The 16118-nt window shown below is 57.1% G+C and carries 20 protein-coding genes; 12 read left to right on the top strand and 8 right to left on the bottom strand.

What is annotated here, in order from left to right:
• Positions 1-128: 128 nt before the first annotated feature.
• A complete protein-coding gene (coaBC, locus tag K8I01_09535; GenBank protein MBZ0220658.1) occupies positions 129-1316 on the top strand; it encodes a bifunctional phosphopantothenoylcysteine decarboxylase/phosphopantothenate--cysteine ligase CoaBC in 1188 nt (395 codons plus the stop codon).
• A 649-nt stretch (positions 1317-1965) separates the two neighbouring features.
• Here the strand turns inward: coaBC and K8I01_09530 are convergent.
• Positions 1966-2802, bottom strand: coding sequence for a zinc dependent phospholipase C family protein (locus K8I01_09530; GenBank protein MBZ0220657.1), 837 nt, complete (start codon positions 2800-2802; stop codon positions 1966-1968).
• Positions 2803-2882: 80 nt separating this feature from the next.
• Here K8I01_09530 and K8I01_09525 point away from each other — a divergent pair, with 80 nt between their 5' ends.
• From K8I01_09525 to K8I01_09510, 4 genes are all read left to right on the top strand, one after another.
• Positions 2883-3605 (top strand): hypothetical protein, encoded by a 723-nt coding sequence (locus tag K8I01_09525; protein ID MBZ0220656.1) that lies wholly within the window; start codon positions 2883-2885, stop codon positions 3603-3605.
• A gap of 73 nt (positions 3606-3678) precedes the next feature.
• Positions 3679-4968, top strand: coding sequence for a nodulation protein NfeD (locus K8I01_09520; GenBank protein ID MBZ0220655.1), 1290 nt, complete (start codon positions 3679-3681; stop codon positions 4966-4968).
• 56 nt (positions 4969-5024) lie between these two features.
• Complete coding sequence (locus tag K8I01_09515; protein ID MBZ0220654.1) at positions 5025-5789, top strand: slipin family protein; 765 nt, start codon at positions 5025-5027, stop codon at positions 5787-5789.
• Positions 5790-5795: 6 nt separating this feature from the next.
• Entirely contained in the window at positions 5796-6479 is a 684-nt protein-coding gene (locus K8I01_09510) for a hypothetical protein (protein ID MBZ0220653.1), read from the top strand.
• A 187-nt stretch (positions 6480-6666) separates the two neighbouring features.
• Here K8I01_09510 and thiD read toward each other — a convergent pair whose 3' ends face one another.
• The 4 genes from thiD to K8I01_09490 form a co-directional block, all read right to left on the bottom strand.
• A complete protein-coding gene (thiD, locus tag K8I01_09505; GenBank protein ID MBZ0220652.1) occupies positions 6667-7413 on the bottom strand; it encodes a bifunctional hydroxymethylpyrimidine kinase/phosphomethylpyrimidine kinase in 747 nt (248 codons plus the stop codon).
• Positions 7410-8015, bottom strand: coding sequence for a DUF445 family protein (locus tag K8I01_09500; protein ID MBZ0220651.1), 606 nt, complete (start codon positions 8013-8015; stop codon positions 7410-7412). The genes thiD and K8I01_09500 overlap by 4 nt, the downstream gene beginning before the upstream one ends.
• Before the next feature lie 105 nt (positions 8016-8120).
• The gene (locus tag K8I01_09495) at positions 8121-8396 is read right to left on the bottom strand and encodes a DUF507 family protein (protein ID MBZ0220650.1); all 276 of its coding nucleotides are present in this window, start codon (positions 8394-8396) and stop codon (positions 8121-8123) included.
• Positions 8393-8674 (bottom strand): DUF507 family protein, encoded by a 282-nt coding sequence (locus K8I01_09490; GenBank protein ID MBZ0220649.1) that lies wholly within the window; start codon positions 8672-8674, stop codon positions 8393-8395. Before K8I01_09490 ends, K8I01_09495 begins: the two co-directional genes overlap by 4 nt.
• 260 nt (positions 8675-8934) lie before the next feature.
• Between K8I01_09490 and K8I01_09485 the strand changes: the two genes are divergently transcribed.
• The 5 genes from K8I01_09485 (at position 8935) to ilvA (ending at position 12651) form a co-directional block, all read left to right on the top strand.
• The gene (locus K8I01_09485) at positions 8935-9342 is read left to right on the top strand and encodes a PA2779 family protein (protein ID MBZ0220648.1); all 408 of its coding nucleotides are present in this window, start codon (positions 8935-8937) and stop codon (positions 9340-9342) included.
• Between the two features lie 94 nt (positions 9343-9436).
• On the top strand, positions 9437-10006 hold the full coding sequence (locus tag K8I01_09480) for a C39 family peptidase (protein ID MBZ0220647.1): 570 nt from the start codon (positions 9437-9439) through the stop codon (positions 10004-10006).
• Positions 10003-10635 carry a tetratricopeptide repeat protein gene (locus K8I01_09475; protein ID MBZ0220646.1) on the top strand — a complete coding sequence of 211 codons (633 nt, stop codon included), beginning with the start codon at positions 10003-10005 and terminating at the stop codon, positions 10633-10635. The genes K8I01_09480 and K8I01_09475 overlap by 4 nt, the downstream gene beginning before the upstream one ends.
• Positions 10632-11366: a 23S rRNA (guanosine(2251)-2'-O)-methyltransferase RlmB gene (rlmB, locus tag K8I01_09470; protein MBZ0220645.1), complete on the top strand. Its 735-nt coding sequence runs from the start codon at positions 10632-10634 to the stop codon at positions 11364-11366. The genes K8I01_09475 and rlmB overlap by 4 nt, the downstream gene beginning before the upstream one ends.
• Positions 11367-11448: 82 nt before the next feature.
• Positions 11449-12651 (top strand): threonine ammonia-lyase, encoded by a 1203-nt coding sequence (gene ilvA, locus K8I01_09465; GenBank protein ID MBZ0220644.1) that lies wholly within the window; start codon positions 11449-11451, stop codon positions 12649-12651.
• A 21-nt stretch (positions 12652-12672) separates the two neighbouring features.
• Here the strand turns inward: ilvA and K8I01_09460 are convergent, their stop codons facing one another.
• The 3 genes from K8I01_09460 to hisIE are packed head-to-tail and all read right to left on the bottom strand — an operon-like array spanning position 12673 to position 13999.
• A complete protein-coding gene (locus K8I01_09460; GenBank protein ID MBZ0220643.1) occupies positions 12673-12951 on the bottom strand; it encodes a zinc ribbon domain-containing protein in 279 nt (92 codons plus the stop codon).
• A 23-nt stretch (positions 12952-12974) separates the two neighbouring features.
• Positions 12975-13313, bottom strand: a complete 339-nt coding sequence (locus K8I01_09455; GenBank protein MBZ0220642.1) for a histidine triad nucleotide-binding protein — start codon at positions 13311-13313, stop codon at positions 12975-12977.
• Entirely contained in the window at positions 13310-13999 is a 690-nt protein-coding gene (gene hisIE, locus K8I01_09450; protein MBZ0220641.1) for a bifunctional phosphoribosyl-AMP cyclohydrolase/phosphoribosyl-ATP diphosphatase HisIE, read from the bottom strand. The genes K8I01_09455 and hisIE overlap by 4 nt, the downstream gene beginning before the upstream one ends.
• Positions 14000-14078: 79 nt before the next feature.
• On the opposite strand from hisIE, the gene pdhA reads away from it, so the two are divergent.
• Both pdhA and K8I01_09440 read left to right on the top strand, forming a co-directional pair.
• Entirely contained in the window at positions 14079-15146 is a 1068-nt protein-coding gene (pdhA, locus tag K8I01_09445) for a pyruvate dehydrogenase (acetyl-transferring) E1 component subunit alpha (protein ID MBZ0220640.1), read from the top strand.
• On the top strand, positions 15134-16096 hold the full coding sequence (locus K8I01_09440; GenBank protein ID MBZ0220639.1) for an alpha-ketoacid dehydrogenase subunit beta: 963 nt from the start codon (positions 15134-15136) through the stop codon (positions 16094-16096). The genes pdhA and K8I01_09440 overlap by 13 nt, the downstream gene beginning before the upstream one ends.
• Positions 16097-16118: the final 22 nt, after the last annotated feature.

Raw genomic sequence — 16118 nt, 5'->3', positions numbered from 1 at the left:
TGTCAGGCCGGGAATAAAAATGCTCACATATTGTCATATATGCTCCGCTTTTTATTCCCGGCCTTCCTCGATTGCGGGAAAAATCTCTAATTTTTAGAGGCACCCTGAAATTAAAAAAAAGGCAAGTCATGAGTTTACTCAAGGGCAAAAAAATAACTCTCGGCGTAACAGGGGCCATATCGGCCTACAAGTCCCTCGAGCTCGCGCGCCTTCTCGTCAAGGAGGAGGCAATCGTCCGGCCCGTGATGACGAGGTCCGCAACCGAGTTCATAAGCCCCTTGAGCCTTTCGACCCTCTGCTGCAACCCGGTCTCAATGGACCTCTTCGATTCGGTAGGGGAAGCGAGGATAAGCCACATCGAGCTTGCGCAGAAGGCAGACCTCATCATAGTCGCCCCGGCAACCGCAAACTTCATCGGAAAGGCTGCCGGAGGCATAGCCGACGACCTACTTACGAATATAGCGATGGCCTCCTCGGCTCCGATACTGCTCGCTCCTTCCATGAACACCCGTATGTGGGATAACCAGGCCGTTCGCGATAATGTAAAAAGGCTTGAGAGGGCAGGATATCTCTTCGCAGGGCCCGATGAGGGGGAGCTCGCCTGCGGGTATGAGGGCAAGGGCCGCCTCGCGAAGCCGGAGGACATACTCGAAGCCGCCGTGGATGCCCTGAGCCCCAAGGACTTGAAGGGCGAGAAGGTGCTCGTCACGGCCGGGCCCACGCGCGAGGCCATAGACCCGGTCAGGTACGTCTCGAACGCCTCGTCCGGCAAGATGGGATACGCGGTCGCAAGGGCCGCACGGAGGCGTGGCGCGGAGGTCGTGCTCGTCTCAGGCCCGACTTACATCTCGAAGCCAGCCGGCATGGCGCATGTGCCCGTGACGACCGCCGAGGAGATGCTCGACGCCTGCGAAAGGCACTTTGCCCAGTCTACAATAGTCATAATGGCTGCCGCGGTCGCCGACTACAGGCCCACGAAGAGCTATCCCACGAAGGTAAAGAAAGAGGCAAAGACCCTTTCCCTTGAGATGGAGAGGACGCCCGACGTGCTGAAATACATGGGGAAGCACAAGAAGGAAGACCAGATACTCGTGGGGTTCGCACTTGAAACCGATTCACTTGAGGAGAACGCCAGGAAGAAGCTCAAGGAGAAGAACCTCGACCTCGTGGTCGGGAACACCCCCGCCGGCCTCGACAGCGATATGAACCAGGTGACTTTGATAGACCGCGATGGGAAAAAGGAGGTCCTGCCTCCATTAAGAAAGGACGAGGTGGCGGAGAGGATACTGGACCTGGCGGCTGGGCTTAAAAGATGATTCCCTGAATTTTGCGTCAAAACCTTTCAGTCCATCCACTGAAATTTTCTTGCCGGATACTCCCTAGCCATATAATTTTTGCGCGCTGCCGCGCTTTTGGGCATAAGGCTCCGCTCACGTTCTGCCTCCATCCTCCGGGCTCGGCCCTTATGTCGCGAGGCCCGCAACGGGGCCTCGCTACTGCTTCCCCGCCTCGCCCGCCTTTCTCCATCCCTATGTTCGCTCCGCCTTATGCCCCTGGGTTGTTTTGAAAGGCAAAAAAAGAGATCTTCTCATTGTTCTTGAACAAACTCCGAGGGTAAGGTGAGCGTAGCATAAGGGAGGCTGAGCGTGAACGGGCCGGGAAGTAAGGAGCGAAGCGACTTCAGGGGCCCGTTGAAGCTTCCCGGCGTAATGCCGGGAAGCTCCGACACAAGAGGAAGATTTCCGGATTTGCATCCGCTCGCTCGACCCCGAAAAAGCTCCGGGGTCTCTGCTCGCTTTTGTGTGTTCACGGGGTCGGGGAGGGGGCTAGCCAGCGAGTCTTATCCTCAAAAAGCCGCGCGGAAACGCGTAAAAAGGTCTTTTGTTTCGCCGCATAGTATGCGGCAGCGCGGAATGGTATCCTTTTGTTTTTCTAAGGTAATTTGAAAAGAATAAGACGTGCGCCTTATATCCTCACCCACTTAAGCGCGCTTTCCATCGCGGCCTCCCAGTCGCGGCCACTCCTCTGGATGGATTTCAACCGCTTCCTTATGAACTTCGCCGCATTGAGTGAGTGCTTGCCCGTGGGGTCTTTCCTGATGCAGTGCGCCTTATGGGAGAAGGTGAGGAGGTCGATGACGCTGTCGACCGAGATGGCGAAGTACCTCTCCTTCTCCTCCTTGCTCAGGACCCATTTCGAGGAGGACGAGAGGAGGCCGAGCATCTTGTGCCACTGCTCGAACCTGTGAAGCAACAGCATGCTCGAGAATATCGTCTTGTTGGTGCGGAAGGAGAGGGGCGTGTCCTCGATCGTCTCGCCCATCAGTCGGTCATTGTCCCTGTGCACCTCCTTAATGAACTTTCTGGGAAGCTGCCAGATGCCTTTCTCGGCGAGCGCGTCGAACCTCATCTCCCAGTATATGTGGCGGAGGCTCCTTGCCGAGAAGGTCCTTATCATCATCTCGGGGATGAAGTGGTTGTGGGCTATGGTGTCCGCCGATAGATGGCTCAAATACCCGTATGCAAAGGCCTTCTGGGAGTCGGTTTCGGCCCTCCGTAGGAGCCTGAAGCCGACCTTCCAGTTGTGACAGTGCTTCAGCTCCTCGACGAGGTTTTTCCCTATGACGATATCCGCGCTTATGTTTCCGTAGAGGAAGTCGTAGGGATAGGCAAGGAGGAGCGCCCTAATGGGGGGGACGAGGAGCTTTGTGTTCTCAAGAATGGTCTTCCCGACCTCAAGGTGCGTAGCTGGCCCCCATGCCAGTGCTTCACCGGGGAGGAGAAGCACTACGAGAACTGTCATTATGGCTATTAAAATCATATAGTTATATGCTATATAAAGGAATAGCCGTTGTAAAGCGGAAAAAAAGATAGTAGATATTAATGATGCCAGACGATACTGATTCCATCGCGCTTGAATTAAAAGAGATAGCGGATTCGCTCCGGACCCGGCTTAAGCTCCTCGGCGAGGCAGGGTTGACCATAGTCCCTTCTGCCGGTCTCGCTGCCCGGCCCTGCCCTGAAGACCCGGTTGTAATGGAGTGCGCACCAGGGGAGCTTGCAGCCATAAGCCCCTGCCCCTTGCATGCCTCGTGGGAAGGGGTCCTCTTCGGGTGCTGGGTTATCGAAGGGGTCGGCGGCAAGGACGGGTGCGCGGCTGCAATATGGGGGGCGCCGGTATCAGTGAAAGGCCAAGCGTCGGAAAGGCCCTTGGAACCTTTCAGTCCGGAAGAAATGGAGCAGTTCCTCCGCATGCTCGAATGGCTCTCGGGCGAGCTTCACGCTTCTCAGCCGGGCTCGTTCCGGCTCTTCGTGTCCGGAAAATGCCTTGAGAGCGGCCGGACAAATGCAGAAGAGGCTGCCTCGGCATCCGCGCAAGCCCTGGAGCGCTGGCTTTCAGCGGTAAACCCAGTGGCAGTGATTCTCATGGGAAGACATGCGGTCAGGGCCCTCTCTCAAAGAGATGAGGCGCACGGAAAGCCCTTTGAAAAGAAGGGCATTGTTTTCGTTTCCACCTATTCGCCCGAGGAGATGCTCAGGTCCAGGGCGCGAAAAAAAGAGGCGCACGGTCACCTGAAGGGGTTCATAGAGGCCGTAAGGCCGTGAGCGCGTCTGAACAGCAGCCCCCGGTCCGGCGGTTCCGATTGAAAACCGCCTTTTTTCCTGCTAGAATCGGGGCATGGCAAACCTCTTCAGGCCCTTTCTCCTCCTTGCTGCAGCCATTCTAATACAGGCGTTTCCTTCATATTCGTCAGCAAAAGAAATCCTATACGTAAAGGCCGAGGGTGTGGTGAATCCCGTGATGGCCGGGTATCTTCTGGACAACTTCGAGGATGCCGCGGAAAGGGACGCTGAGGCCGTCATCATCCAGCTCGACACCCCTGGCGGACTCGACCTCTCCATGCGGGACATAGTAAAGGCCATGCTCGCATCGGAGGTGCCCGTGGTGGTCTATGTGGCCCCGGCCGGCTCGCGGGCCGGCTCCGCCGGGGTCTTCATAACCTATTCCGCGGATATAGCGGCCATGGCGCCGGGCACGAATATCGGCTCTGCGCACCCGGTCTCCATGGGCGGGCAGATGGACGAGACCATGGCCGAGAAGGTCGAAAACGACGCGGTAGCGTACATAAAAGGCATAGCCGCCAAGAGGGGAAGGAACGCCGAGTGGGCGGAGCTGGCTGTAAGGGAATCGAAGAACATCACCGCCGAGGAGGCCCTTAATCTCGGGGTTATAAACATAGTGGCCGCCAGCAGGGACGAGCTCATACAGAAGCTCGACGGCATGAAAGTTGAGACCATCACGGGCGAGCGGGCCCTCTCAACCGCGGACCTTCGCGTTGTGGAGGTCGAGATGGACCTCCGCTACAGGATACTCGGTGCCATAAGCAACCCCAATGTCGCCTACATACTCATGATACTGGGGCTCATAGGGATATATTTCGAGCTCTCCAACCCCGGGGCGGTCTATCCGGGGGTGATAGGGGCCATATCCCTCATATTAGCCTTCTACGCCTTCCAGACGCTCCCGGTAAACTACGCCGGATTCATCCTCATAGGGCTCGGCGTGGTATTCTTCATACTGGAGCTTATGGTCGTGAGCTACGGCCTGCTTGCGATAGCCGGGGTCGTTTCGCTACTTCTGGGGTCGCTAATGCTCTTCGATTCGCCCGCGCCTTATTTCCGCATCTCCATCTGGGTCATACTCCCGGCCGTGATACTCATGACCGCGGTCGTAATAGGCGCCATGCTCTATGCTGTAAGGGTGCACAGGAGAAGGCCCGTAAGCGGGACCGACCTCCTCGTCGGCTCGATTGGGGTAGCCTCCGATGACTTGGGCGGCGAAAAGGAAGGGAGCGTCTACGTCGAGGGCGAGTACTGGAACGCGGTAAGCGATGTGCCTGTAAAAGGCGGAGAAAAAGTCAGGGTCGTCGAGGTAAAGGGGCTGCTCCTCAAGGTTACAAAAGCCTGAGAAGCTGCTAATTGGATATCAATGGCCGGAAGAAAAGAAATGGGGGGTAAATGGACATGGACTTCGGCATAGGCGCTGGCACGCTGGTACTGATCGCGCTCGCGGTGCTCTTTCTCTGGAGCGCGGTCAAGATACTCCCCGAGTACGAGCGGGGCGTAATATTCTTTCTCGGGCGGTTCCAGGCGGTAAAGGGGCCGGGGCTCATACTCCTCATACCCGGCATCCAGAAGATGATGAAGGTGAGCCTCCGGACGGTCGCCATGGACGTGCCTCCTCAGGAGGTCATAACCAAGGACAACGTCTCGGTAAGGGTGAACGCGGTCGTCTACTTCAGGGTCGTGAACCCGGACAAGGCCGTCATCGCGATAGAGAACTTCCTCTACGCCACGAGCCAGCTTGCCCAGACGACATTGAGGAGCGTGTGCGGGCAGGCCGAGCTCGACGAGCTCCTTACCGAAAGGGAGAAGATAAACAAGAGCATTCAGGCTATACTCGACAGGCAGACCGACCCCTGGGGCATAAAGGTGAGCATAGTCGAGGTCAAGGCCATAGACCTCCCTGAGGAGATGAAGCGCGCCATGGCCAAGCAGGCCGAGGCCGAGAGGGAGAAGAGGGCCAAGATAATCCACGCGGAAGGCGAGGCAATGGCTGCCACTCGGATATTCGACGCAGCCGAGCTCCTGGCCAGGAACCCTGTGTCGCTGCAACTACGGTATCTCCAGACGCTTACGGAGATAGCGGCGGACAAGAACTCGACCATACTATTCCCCCTGCCCATGGACCTCATAAAACCGTTCCTCAAGGCATTGAAGACGGAATAGACTGCGATGCCTGGAAACCACCCCGCATCTGGCCACAGGAAGAGGCTTAAGGAAAGGTTCCTTAAGTCCTCGCTCCAGGGCCTTCACGACTACGAGGTGATAGAGCTCCTCCTTACGTACGCCATTCCGAGGAGGGACGTAAAGCCCATTGCAAAGGGGCTCCTTAAGGAGTTCAAGGGGCTTAAAGGGGTCCTGGAGGCCTCTCCTGAGAGGCTTAAGGAAGCGAGCGGGCTCGGCGAGGCGAGCGCTCTCCTTCTGGCGCTCGTAAGGGAGGCGGCCAGGGCATATCTTTCAGAGAGGAATACCTCCTTAAAGGGGGTCGTCTCATCCCCGAATGACGCGGTGAGGGTGCTCCGCGAGTCGCCGGAAGGCGCGGGAAAAGAGGGGCTTTTCGCGCTTTATCTAAACTCCAAGAACGAGGTGCTTGGGGTCGAGTCGATGGGAGATGCTTCGGAGCCGGTTTCCCCCAAGGCGGTCATCAGGAAGGCCTTCAGTCATAACGCAAGGTCGATGATACTGGTGAACTCGAAAAAAGGAAAGGCAGCCGCCTCGGCAAGGGAGCGGGGGCTTGCCGCGGAGATTGAGGCCGCGGCCTCGTCGATAGACATACTCGTGCACGATTACATAATCGCCGGACAGGAGGGGATAATTAGCGCGAGGGAGCTGGGCTGGCTAAGGGCTAAAAATTAATGCAGCAGGCTGCTGAAAGCCCAATCTGCTGCGTCGTCTTCAAAACTGGACACTCCGGCGTACAAGGAAAGTACGTCTCATTCCTCACTTTTCGACCCCTTGCATCTTGAGCTTTTTGAGCAGCCTGAATGAGATTTTGAGCCCGGTAGGGTGCGCTGTGCGCACCAATAAATCTGATTTCTACGGCTCAAGCGCCGGGCCTGCACTTAAGGACCTTCACCAGATAGGCCCTTGCCTCAGCCGCGGCCTCTTCCACGCCCTTTCCCTTGGCCAGGTCCGCTGCCAGGGCCGACGAGAGTATGCACCCGGTGCCGTGGAAACGGCCCATTCCTCCCTTAAGCCGCCTTCCCCTGTAATGCCTGAACGACAGCCCATCGAATAACACGTCAACCGGCTCTCCCTCAAGGTGGCCGCCCTTGACGAGCGCGTATCTCGCGCCCATTTCGAAGAGCCTGCTTGCCGCAAGTTCCATGCCCCTTACATCGATTATCCGCTTTACGCCAGTAATGGCCGCCGCCTCGTCAAGGTTCGGCGTGACGACTTCGGTTAATGCGAGGAGCGACCTGATCTCGGTGAGGCCGCCCTTTGTAAGCAGCGATTTGCCGCTTGTAGAGCGAAGCACCGGGTCGAGCACGACATTCTTAAGAGAGCGTTTTTTTATGAGGTTCTTTATGGCCCGGAGGTTTTCGGGGCTCCCGGCCATGCCGATCTTTACCGCATGGATCTCGAACTCTTCCAGAAGGGCCGCAGCCTGCCCTGATATGAAACGCGCGGGGACCGGGAGCGCAGATCTGAAGACCGTCGAGTTCTGGGCCGTGAGCGCAGCGGCCACGGAAAGGCCGCGTACCCCGAAGTCATGGAAGGTAAGGAGGTCCCTCTGGAGGCCCGCGCCGCCTGAGGGGTCTGACCCGGCTATGGTGAGGACCGTTTTCATGAAAGCCCGAAGAAGTAGGTGAAAAGGGATTGGAAAACGCCGATAATGAAACCCATTATGCCGCCCAGGTATTCAAGGTGCTTAAGCTCCCTTGTTATGAAATCCGTAAGGAGCCTCTCGAACCTCATGAGGTCGAGCTGGTCTATGCGCGTTACCAGCAGCTCCTTTACGTCTATCTTGTCCCTGACCTTTGCCGCGAGCGTGCCCTTTTTCCTGTCGAGGTGAGTCACTATCTCCCTCGTAAGGAGGAGCTTAATCTGGTTCTTGAGGTTATCGGAGACCAGGCCAACGACCGGGAGCTTCAAGAACCTCGACGAGAACCTGTGCTCCACGGCCTCCTCCACGGTCCTTTCGACCTCTTTCTCCCAGTTGAGCCCTGAGAGGGCCTTTGCGAGGTCCTCTGAGGAGAGTAGCTCCTTTTCAATAGTCCGGGCTATGGACCTTGCAATCTCTTTCCTACGCTTGGGTATGATGCCCTGTATGCGGAAGCCTAGCACCTCCAGCGGGATGTGCGGCCTGAAAAGCAGCTTTATCGCGACATAGTTCGTGAGCCAGCCTATTGCGGCCCCGATTATGGGGGGGAGTATGAGGTTAAGGTACATCTGCTATGACCATAAGGATTCGAGGATGGTTGAAAAGGTCTTTGGCGGAATCCCCCTGCGAGGGATTTTTGAGATGACTGGGTAAGAGCGTCCGCAGGCTGAAGCTCAGCGGAAGCCCTTTTTAGAGGCCTCTTCCTCGAAATACTTCTTGTAAAGTATGTCCCACTCACGGCTTCCTTCGGGAACTTCCCTTGAAAGGGAGCGTATCTTTGCCCTGGCCGCTGTGTCGGCCTCGTCCTCGACCCTTAAATAGCCGGTCATGGCCTTCTTTATCTCGGCAAGGGCCTTGTCCTCGTCGGTGAAGTCCACGAGGTCGTCCTTCCATACGCCGTCGAAAAGGAGATGGGCTATGTGGGATATCCTGTCGTCGGAAAGCCTCAAATGACAATTCCCCTTTCCCTGGCGAGCTTGCCTTTTATCATGTTGAACATCTTTCTGTAGTCGAGCCTTTCCTTGTCGATCGCGCCGGCATGGCTTTGAAGGAGCCCTTCGACCTCCCTGTCGAGCTCGTCCTCGGCCCGGAGGTCTGCCAGAAAGACCTCGATCATCTTCTCGAAAACCTTCCTCTCGTCAGCCTTGAAGACCACGAGGCCCCCGTCTTTAAGCCTTTCGAGGACGGTCCGGACTATCTTCTCGACCTGCTCCCTGGAGAGTTTCATAAAGCGAAAATATCACAGGATATCGATGTTTGCAAGGGTGTTGACACTTGGCCTTTTTTGGACTATAAATTATCGAATGCTCCTCGACGGAGCTGCGTTAACGAGGCTATAGCCGCTTGCTTATTGAAAACCGAGGAAAAGCCCTCTCCCGCTCTCGAGTTTTTTTGCGGTCTTAAGGCCCGCTATCATCGCAGGCAGTTTTTTGAGGATCTCTTTCGGCAGCGCACTTTTAACGTACAACAGAAAAGGGGGAGTGCAGTATGAAAGTCGTAAAAAGCTTCTATTTCAGGCAGGTCGCTCTTGTCCTTGCCTTTACCATGCTCGTCCTGGGAAGCATTCCCACAAAGAGCATGGCCCTTGTAATCGGCTCTGACGCAGTGGTCGCGGCGGCCGCCGAAAAGGCCCGTGAAGCTGATATCGCCAGGGTGCAGAGGGTGCTTGAGAGTAAGCTCGTAGCAGACAAGCTCCAGCAGGCAGGCCTTTCAGAGGCCGAAATAAACGAGAGGCTCGGGAAGCTCTCCGATGCCGAGCTACACTCGTTTGCCTCCCAGCTCGAAAGCCTCTATCCTGGCGGAGACGCCTTGAGCGCGATAATCGCGCTCCTTATAATAGTAATACTCGTGCTGGTGGTCCTTAAGCTCGCGGACAGAAAGATAGTCATAAGATAGCATCCCCTTTTGAGGCCCGGGCTTAAAGCCCGGGCTTTTTTTTCGGGCTCCGGCCGGCCCGGGCCCCCATTTAAGAAAGCTTGCCGATTATCAGATGTCCCTTAGGAATGCCTTTTTTCTTTCCGTTCTTCTCCTCATTTCCGGGTGCGCGGCTCCGGCAAGGGATGCGGTGCTCGCATCCCTGAGGGCCGATCGGACCGCAGGCGCCTATATAGAAGGCGTGCCATTCTTTCCGCAAGACGAATACTTGTGCGGCCCGGCTGCGCTCGCGGGAGTCATGGCCTTTTACGGCGCCGAAGAGTCGATGGACGGGGTCGCCGGGGCCGTATATAATGAGAAGCTCAGGGGCACTCTCCCGATGGACCTTCTTGTCTACGCAAGGGACAGGGGATTTGAGACCAGCTACTATAAGGGTGGTTTTAAAGACCTTGCTGAAAGGGTCGGGAAAGGCGAGCCCCTCATATTATTCCTGAACCTTGGCTACGACATCTACCCTGTCGGGCATTACATTATTGCGGTCGGGATAAGCGAAAAGGACGGCGTAGTCCTGGCGCACTCGGGGACGGAGAGGGAAAAGGTCTACAACATGAAGGAGCTTCAAAAGGCATGGTCCAGGACAGGGTATTCGACGCTCCTTGTCCGGCTAAAGGGGAGGGGAGATTGAAAAAGGTCCGCGCTCTCGCGTTTTTTTCATTTCTTGCGCTTGCGTCATGCGGGGTAGTGGAAGTCAAGGACTCGACCCCGCTTTCGTTCGACGAGCATATGAGGCTCGGGTCCATTTATGAGTCGCAAGGGAAATATGAGCTGGCGTTACGCGAATACGAGAGCGCGCAGGCCATCGATACCAAAGAAGCCCGGGCCTATTTCGCCCTGGGGAATATCTATTTGAGGGCGGGCGAGTACGGTAAGGCGGAAAAGAGCTATACCCGGGCAATCGAGCTTGGGCCGAGGCCGGAGTACTACAATAATCTTGCATGGGCGCTAATGGAAAAAGGCGACCTGGCGGCGGCAAGGGCCTCGGCTGAAGAGGCGCTCAAAAGCTCTCCTCCCAAGGAAAAATTTATTTACCTCGACACGCTCGGTGTACTGGATATGAGGGACGGGGAGTATGAGTCAGCAGAGGAAAAGTTCCTCCAGGCAGCCAGCACGGTGCCCAATGGGCGCGCCGAAGCGCTCTCCGAGATATACAGGCATCTCCGCGAGCTTTACAAGGCAAGCGGAGAGCCGGAGAAGGCCTCCACAATCGACCAGAAGCTCGAAATATTCAGGGGCGGAGTAAAAGACGGGCTTTGAGGACAATATACGGAATAAACCCGGTGCTTGAGGCGTTGCGCTCGGGGGCCGTTATCGACAGGATCGTCATCTCCGAGGGGAGGACCGGCAGGGCGGCATTCGATATCCTGAAGCTCGCCAGCCAGAAAAAGGTCGAGGTCCTAAAGGCCGCCGCCCAGGAGCTTACGAAGATTGCCGGGTCCGAGAGGCACCAGGGGGTCGTTGCGCTCCTCCACGAGGAGTTCAGGTATTCGGATATCGAAGACCTCATAGCCGCGTGGAAGACAAAGGGCGGGCAGGCCTTCTTTCTCGTCCTCGACTCGGTACAGGACCCGCAGAACCTCGGCTCTCTCGTAAGGACGGCCAATGCGGCAGGGGTGCACGGCGTCATTATCCCGAAAGACAGGGCGGCCGAGGTCACGCCCGCTGTCGTAAAGGCGTCAGCTGGCGCGACCGAGCACACCCTCATAGCCCGGGAAGTGAACATCACGAGGGCCATAGAGAGGCTCAAGGAGGAAGGGGTCTGGGCGGTGGCCGTTGAGGCCGGGTGCAGGGACACGCTCTGGGGCACGGACCTCGATAGAGACCTCGCCCTTGTCATCGGGAGCGAAGGGAAGGGCATAAGGAGACTCGTGCGAGAAAGCTGCGACCTCTGCGCCTCCATCCCCATGGCCGGTCAGGTCAACTCGCTTAATGCTGCGCAGGCCGGGGCCATAGCGATGTTCGAGGCCCTGAGGCAGCGGGGAAAATAGGGCGCCTCACAATTAAGGCGCGTTCAGTTTTATTTTTTTAAAGGTCACGTCCAATAATCGGCTGAACCAAAACCTGGTGCCCATGTCCAAGGCCCTTTCTGACCTCGTAAGGGAAGCAGCGGAAAGGTTCAAAGGGGTCATAAGCCCCACACCGCTCATATACTCTTCCAGCCTCTCCAGGCTCTTCGGCTTCGAATGCCACCTTAAGCTCGAAAACCTCCAGAAGACCGGCTCCTTCAAGGCGCGCGGGGCCTTCTTCAAAATATCCTCTCTTTCAGACGTGGAAAAATCAGCGGGAGTAATAGCCGCCTCGTCTGGCAATCACGCCCAGGGTGTGGCGTGGGCCGCGTCGCTCCTTGGCGTGAAATCGCTCATAGTTATGCCCGAGACGACACCCATCGTCAAGTTCGTGGCCACAAAGGGATACGGCGGCGAGGTTTTGATCCGCGGCAGGAATTTCATCGAGTCCTTCGCGCACGCGAGGGAGCTTTCCGCCCAGAGGGGCCTGACGCTAATCCATCCTTTTGACGATTATTCGATAATCGCCGGGCAGGGAACCATAGGCCTTGAGATAATTGAGGCCGCGCCGGATGCGGACGCCATCGTTGTGCCGGTGGGCGGAGGCGGCCTCATCTCGGGGATTGCCTCGATAGTGAAGGAGAAAAACCCGGGCATAAAGGTAATAGGTGTTGAGGCCGCGGCCTCGAGCTCGTGCATCGAATCCCTTAGAAGGGGCGAGCCATCGGAGGTCGAGGAGAGGCCCACCATCGCCGACGGAATAGCCGTAAAGCGCCCCGGTGAGAAGACCTTTAAGATAATAAAAGAGCTTGTAGACGAGGTCAATGACGCGGGCGAGGACTCTATCGCATGGGCGATAGTGCAGCTCCTTGAAAGGAAAAAGCTCGTCGTGGAGGGCGCGGGCGCGGTGGGCGTTGCAGCGGCCATCGAAGGGAAGCTCCCGAAAACGATCAAGAAGGCCATCTTCGTCCTTAGCGGCGGGAATATCGACGTTACTACGCTTGACAGGATAATAAGGCTCGGGCTCATACGGGAAGGGAGGATATTGAGGCTGTCGGCCCTAATACCCGACGAGCCAGGCTCGCTTGCCCGCCTCACCGCCGACATAGCCGCGCTCAAGGCCAACATCCTCCACGTGATACACGAGAGGGAGGCCGTATCCGCGCCCATCAACACCATCCGGCTCGAGATAGTGCTTGAGACCGAAGGCCACCGTCATTCTGAAAGGATAAGAAAAGAGCTTGAGGGAAAGGGATATGGGATTTGACCCCCGAAGACCTGCTCTTTATTACTTCCCCTTCCACCTCTTAAGGAGCTTCATCCTGCTCCAGGCCATCTCGCTGGCCTCTTCCTTCGAGATGTTCTTGCTGGTCATCATGGCGGAAGAGAGCTTCTCAAGCATCTCTTCCTTTGTGATATCCGGCTCGGTAAACTGCCCCTTCCAGTAGCAGTACCTGCAGTAGAAGGTGTTCATTACGGTAAGGTTCGCCTCGCAGCCGAACTCGTCCTTGTTCATTATGAGCATGCCGCAGCTGTGGCAAACCGGGCCCGGTAGTATTTCCGCCATACTCTTTCTTGCGCCTCCCTTTCTTATCCCATCCTGCCGAGAAGAAGCCTCCCGGCCATGAAATGCATATGCAGATGGAAGACGGTCTGGCCGCCCTCCTCATTTGTGTTTATGACGGTGCGGAAACCCCTCTTGTCCAGCCCGAGCTTTTTCGCCAGGGCCTTTGCGGTCTCGAGCATATCGGAAAGGAGCTCTTTATCATCGCAGTCCATGAGCGTTTCGTAATGGGCCTTGGGGATTATGAGGATGTGCGTGGGGGCCTGAGGGTTGATGTCCTTTATGGCGATGAGCTTCTCGCTTTCGAGGACGATTTCGGATTTGACTTCTTTCCTCCCGATACGGCAGAATATGCAATCGCTCATTTCCCGCTCCTCGCCTCCTTTTCCGCTATCCCGGATATGCCGAAACGCCTCGCAAGCTCCCCGTATATCTCGTCCATGCCGATGCCCTTCTCTGAAAGGAGGACCATGCAGTGGAAGAGGAGGTCCGAAAACTCATAGACCACCTGGCCGTTGTCCTTTGAGCTTGCGGCATCAAGAAGCTCTCCCGATTCTTCCTCGATCTTATCTAGTATCTTCGTAAGGCCCTTCGCGTAGAGCGAAGCGACATATGACTTCGCCGGGTCGGCCTTCTTCCTCTCCCCGAGCACATTCATGAGCTCCGTTAGCACGGCAGGGCCAGTGGGCTTTACCTCCCCCCCGTCGAGGGCCCGGTAAAAACAGGTCCTTTCGCCCGTGTGGCAGGCAGGCCCCTTTGGCTCGACGAGCAAGAGAAGTGTATCCCCGTCGCAGTCGTACCTTATGGACCGGACCTCCTGGAAATTCCCGGATGTCTCGCCCTTTAGCCAGAGCTTCCCACGGGAGCGGCTAAAGTAGTGCGCCCTCCCGGTAGCGAGTGTCTTCTCGACGGCAACCCTGTCCATCCATGCCATCATGAGGACCTCGGATGTCCGGGAGTCCTGCGTAATGGCGGGCACGAGCCCGTTCTCGTTGAATTTCACCGGGCTTATGTCGAACTGGATCGGTTCCACAGGCGGATATAATACCATGCGGATTTCCGTAAATTCCAGTCTTTTGAGAAGGCCGGGCCGCCTTGACGGTCAGGTTTTTGGCTGATAGACTTCCTCTATGCCTACAAAGACCGTTTCAAGCTCCGAGACGAAAAACATCCAGATAATCGATGAGAAGGGCGAGGCCGACGGACCGCTCGTAAGCCGGTTCACCGAGGAGGACTTCCGGCGCTTTTTCGAGACCATAATACTCGCCCGGACCTTCAACCACAGGGCCTTGAGCCTCCAGAGGGAAGGGCGGCTCGGCACCTATGCCTCAATCTGGGGGCAGGAGGCCTCCCAGATAGGCTCGGCCCTCGCCTTCGGAGAAGAGGACTGGCTATTTCCTTCTTTCAGGGAATCCGGGGTCTACATCGCCAGGGGCTATCCCATATGGATGCTCTACCGCTACTGGGCCGGGGACGAACGCGGCATGCAGGCCCCCCCGGGCTTTAAACTCTTTCCCATGAGCGTGCCCGTGGGCACCCAGATACCGCACGCCACTGGCGCGGCCTGGGCCATGAAGCTCAAGGGGCACAGGAAAACGGCGGCAGTCTACTTCGGGGACGGCGGCTCGTCAAAGGGCGATTTTCACGAGGGGCTCAACTTTGCCGGCGCCTTCAAGGTCCCGGCCATATTCATATGCCAGAACAACCAGTGGGCCATATCCGTGCCGAGGGCCAGGCAGACCGCCGCCAAAACGATAGCCGAGAGGGCCTTCGGTTACGGCTTCGAGGGCGTCCAGGTGGACGGAAACGACATCGCGGCCGTATATAAGGTCACGAAGGACGCGATAGAGAAAGCCAGGGCAGACGGAGGGCCTACCCTCATAGAGTGTTTCACATACCGCCTCGACGACCACACGACGGCCGACGACTCGTCAAGATATAGAAGCGACGAAGAGGTCGAGTACTGGAAGGAGAGGGAGCCCCTTAAGAGGCTCAGGACATATATGGAAAAAAAGGGTTGGTGGTCGAAGGAATACGAGGAGGGCGTTACGAAGAAGGCCGAGGAGAGGGTCGATGCCGAGATAAAGAAGGCCGAGGCGTTCGAGGCACCGGACCCGGCCGACATCATAAAATACACCTATGGCTCGCTTACCCCGAGGCAGGGCCGGGAGTTGAAGGAGTTAAAGTGGCGAGGCTGAACCTTGTGCAAGCCATAAACCAGGCCCTCGCCCAGGAGATGGAGCGGGACAGGGACGTCATCGTAATCGGCGAGGACGTGGGAAAGGACGGAGGCGTTTTCAGGGTCACTCAGGGCCTCCTGGATAAATTCGGCCCGGACAGGGTCATGGATACGCCCCTTTCGGAGCTCGGCATCATAGGCACGGCGGTCGGGCTTTCGGCCTACGGCATGAAGCCGGTTGCCGAGATACAGTTCATGGGATTTACCTACGCAGGGCTTGAGCAGCTCTTTTCGCACGCCGCGCGCTTACGCTCCCGTTCAAGAAACCGTTTCACCTGCCCGATGGTCGTCCGCACCCCATACGGCATAGGCATAAAGCCGCCGGAACTGCATTCGGAATCGACCGAGGCGCTCTTCTGCCACATGCCGGGCATCAAAGTGGTCGTGCCTTCAAACCCGTACAGCGCCAAGGGCCTCCTTACCTCGGCAATAAGGGACCCCGATCCGGTATTTTTTCTGGAGGCATCAAGGCTATACAGGTCCATAAAGGCCGAGGTGCCGGAAGAGGAGTATACGATACCTCTCGGCAAGGCCTCCGTTTATCAGGAGGGGAATGACATTACGGTCGTCTCCTGGGGCACCATGCTCCACAGGGCCGCAGAGGCCTCAGAGGACTTCGACTGCGAGATAATAGACCTCCAGACGCTCCGCCCCTATGACGAGGAGACCGTAATAAAGTCGGTCAAGAAGACCGGCAGGCTCGTTGTCGTTTACGAGGCGACCCGGATCGGGGGCTTCGGTGCGGAGATAGCGGCACTCGTGGCTGAGGAGGCGTTCGAGTACCTGAAGGCCCCGGTAATAAGGGTGGCTGCGCCGGATGCCGTTATACCGATGGCAAGGCTCGAGGACCATTACATGCCCTCCCCCGAGAGGATCAGGGCGGCCTACGAGAAGGTAATGCAGTACTGAATTGAAAATCGCTCTTTTCCCC

The organism is Deltaproteobacteria bacterium, from assembly GCA_019912665.1.
Taxonomy (GTDB): domain Bacteria; phylum Desulfobacterota; class GWC2-55-46; order GWC2-55-46; family GWC2-55-46; genus UBA5799.
This window is presented reverse-complemented; position numbering and strand designations above follow the sequence as displayed.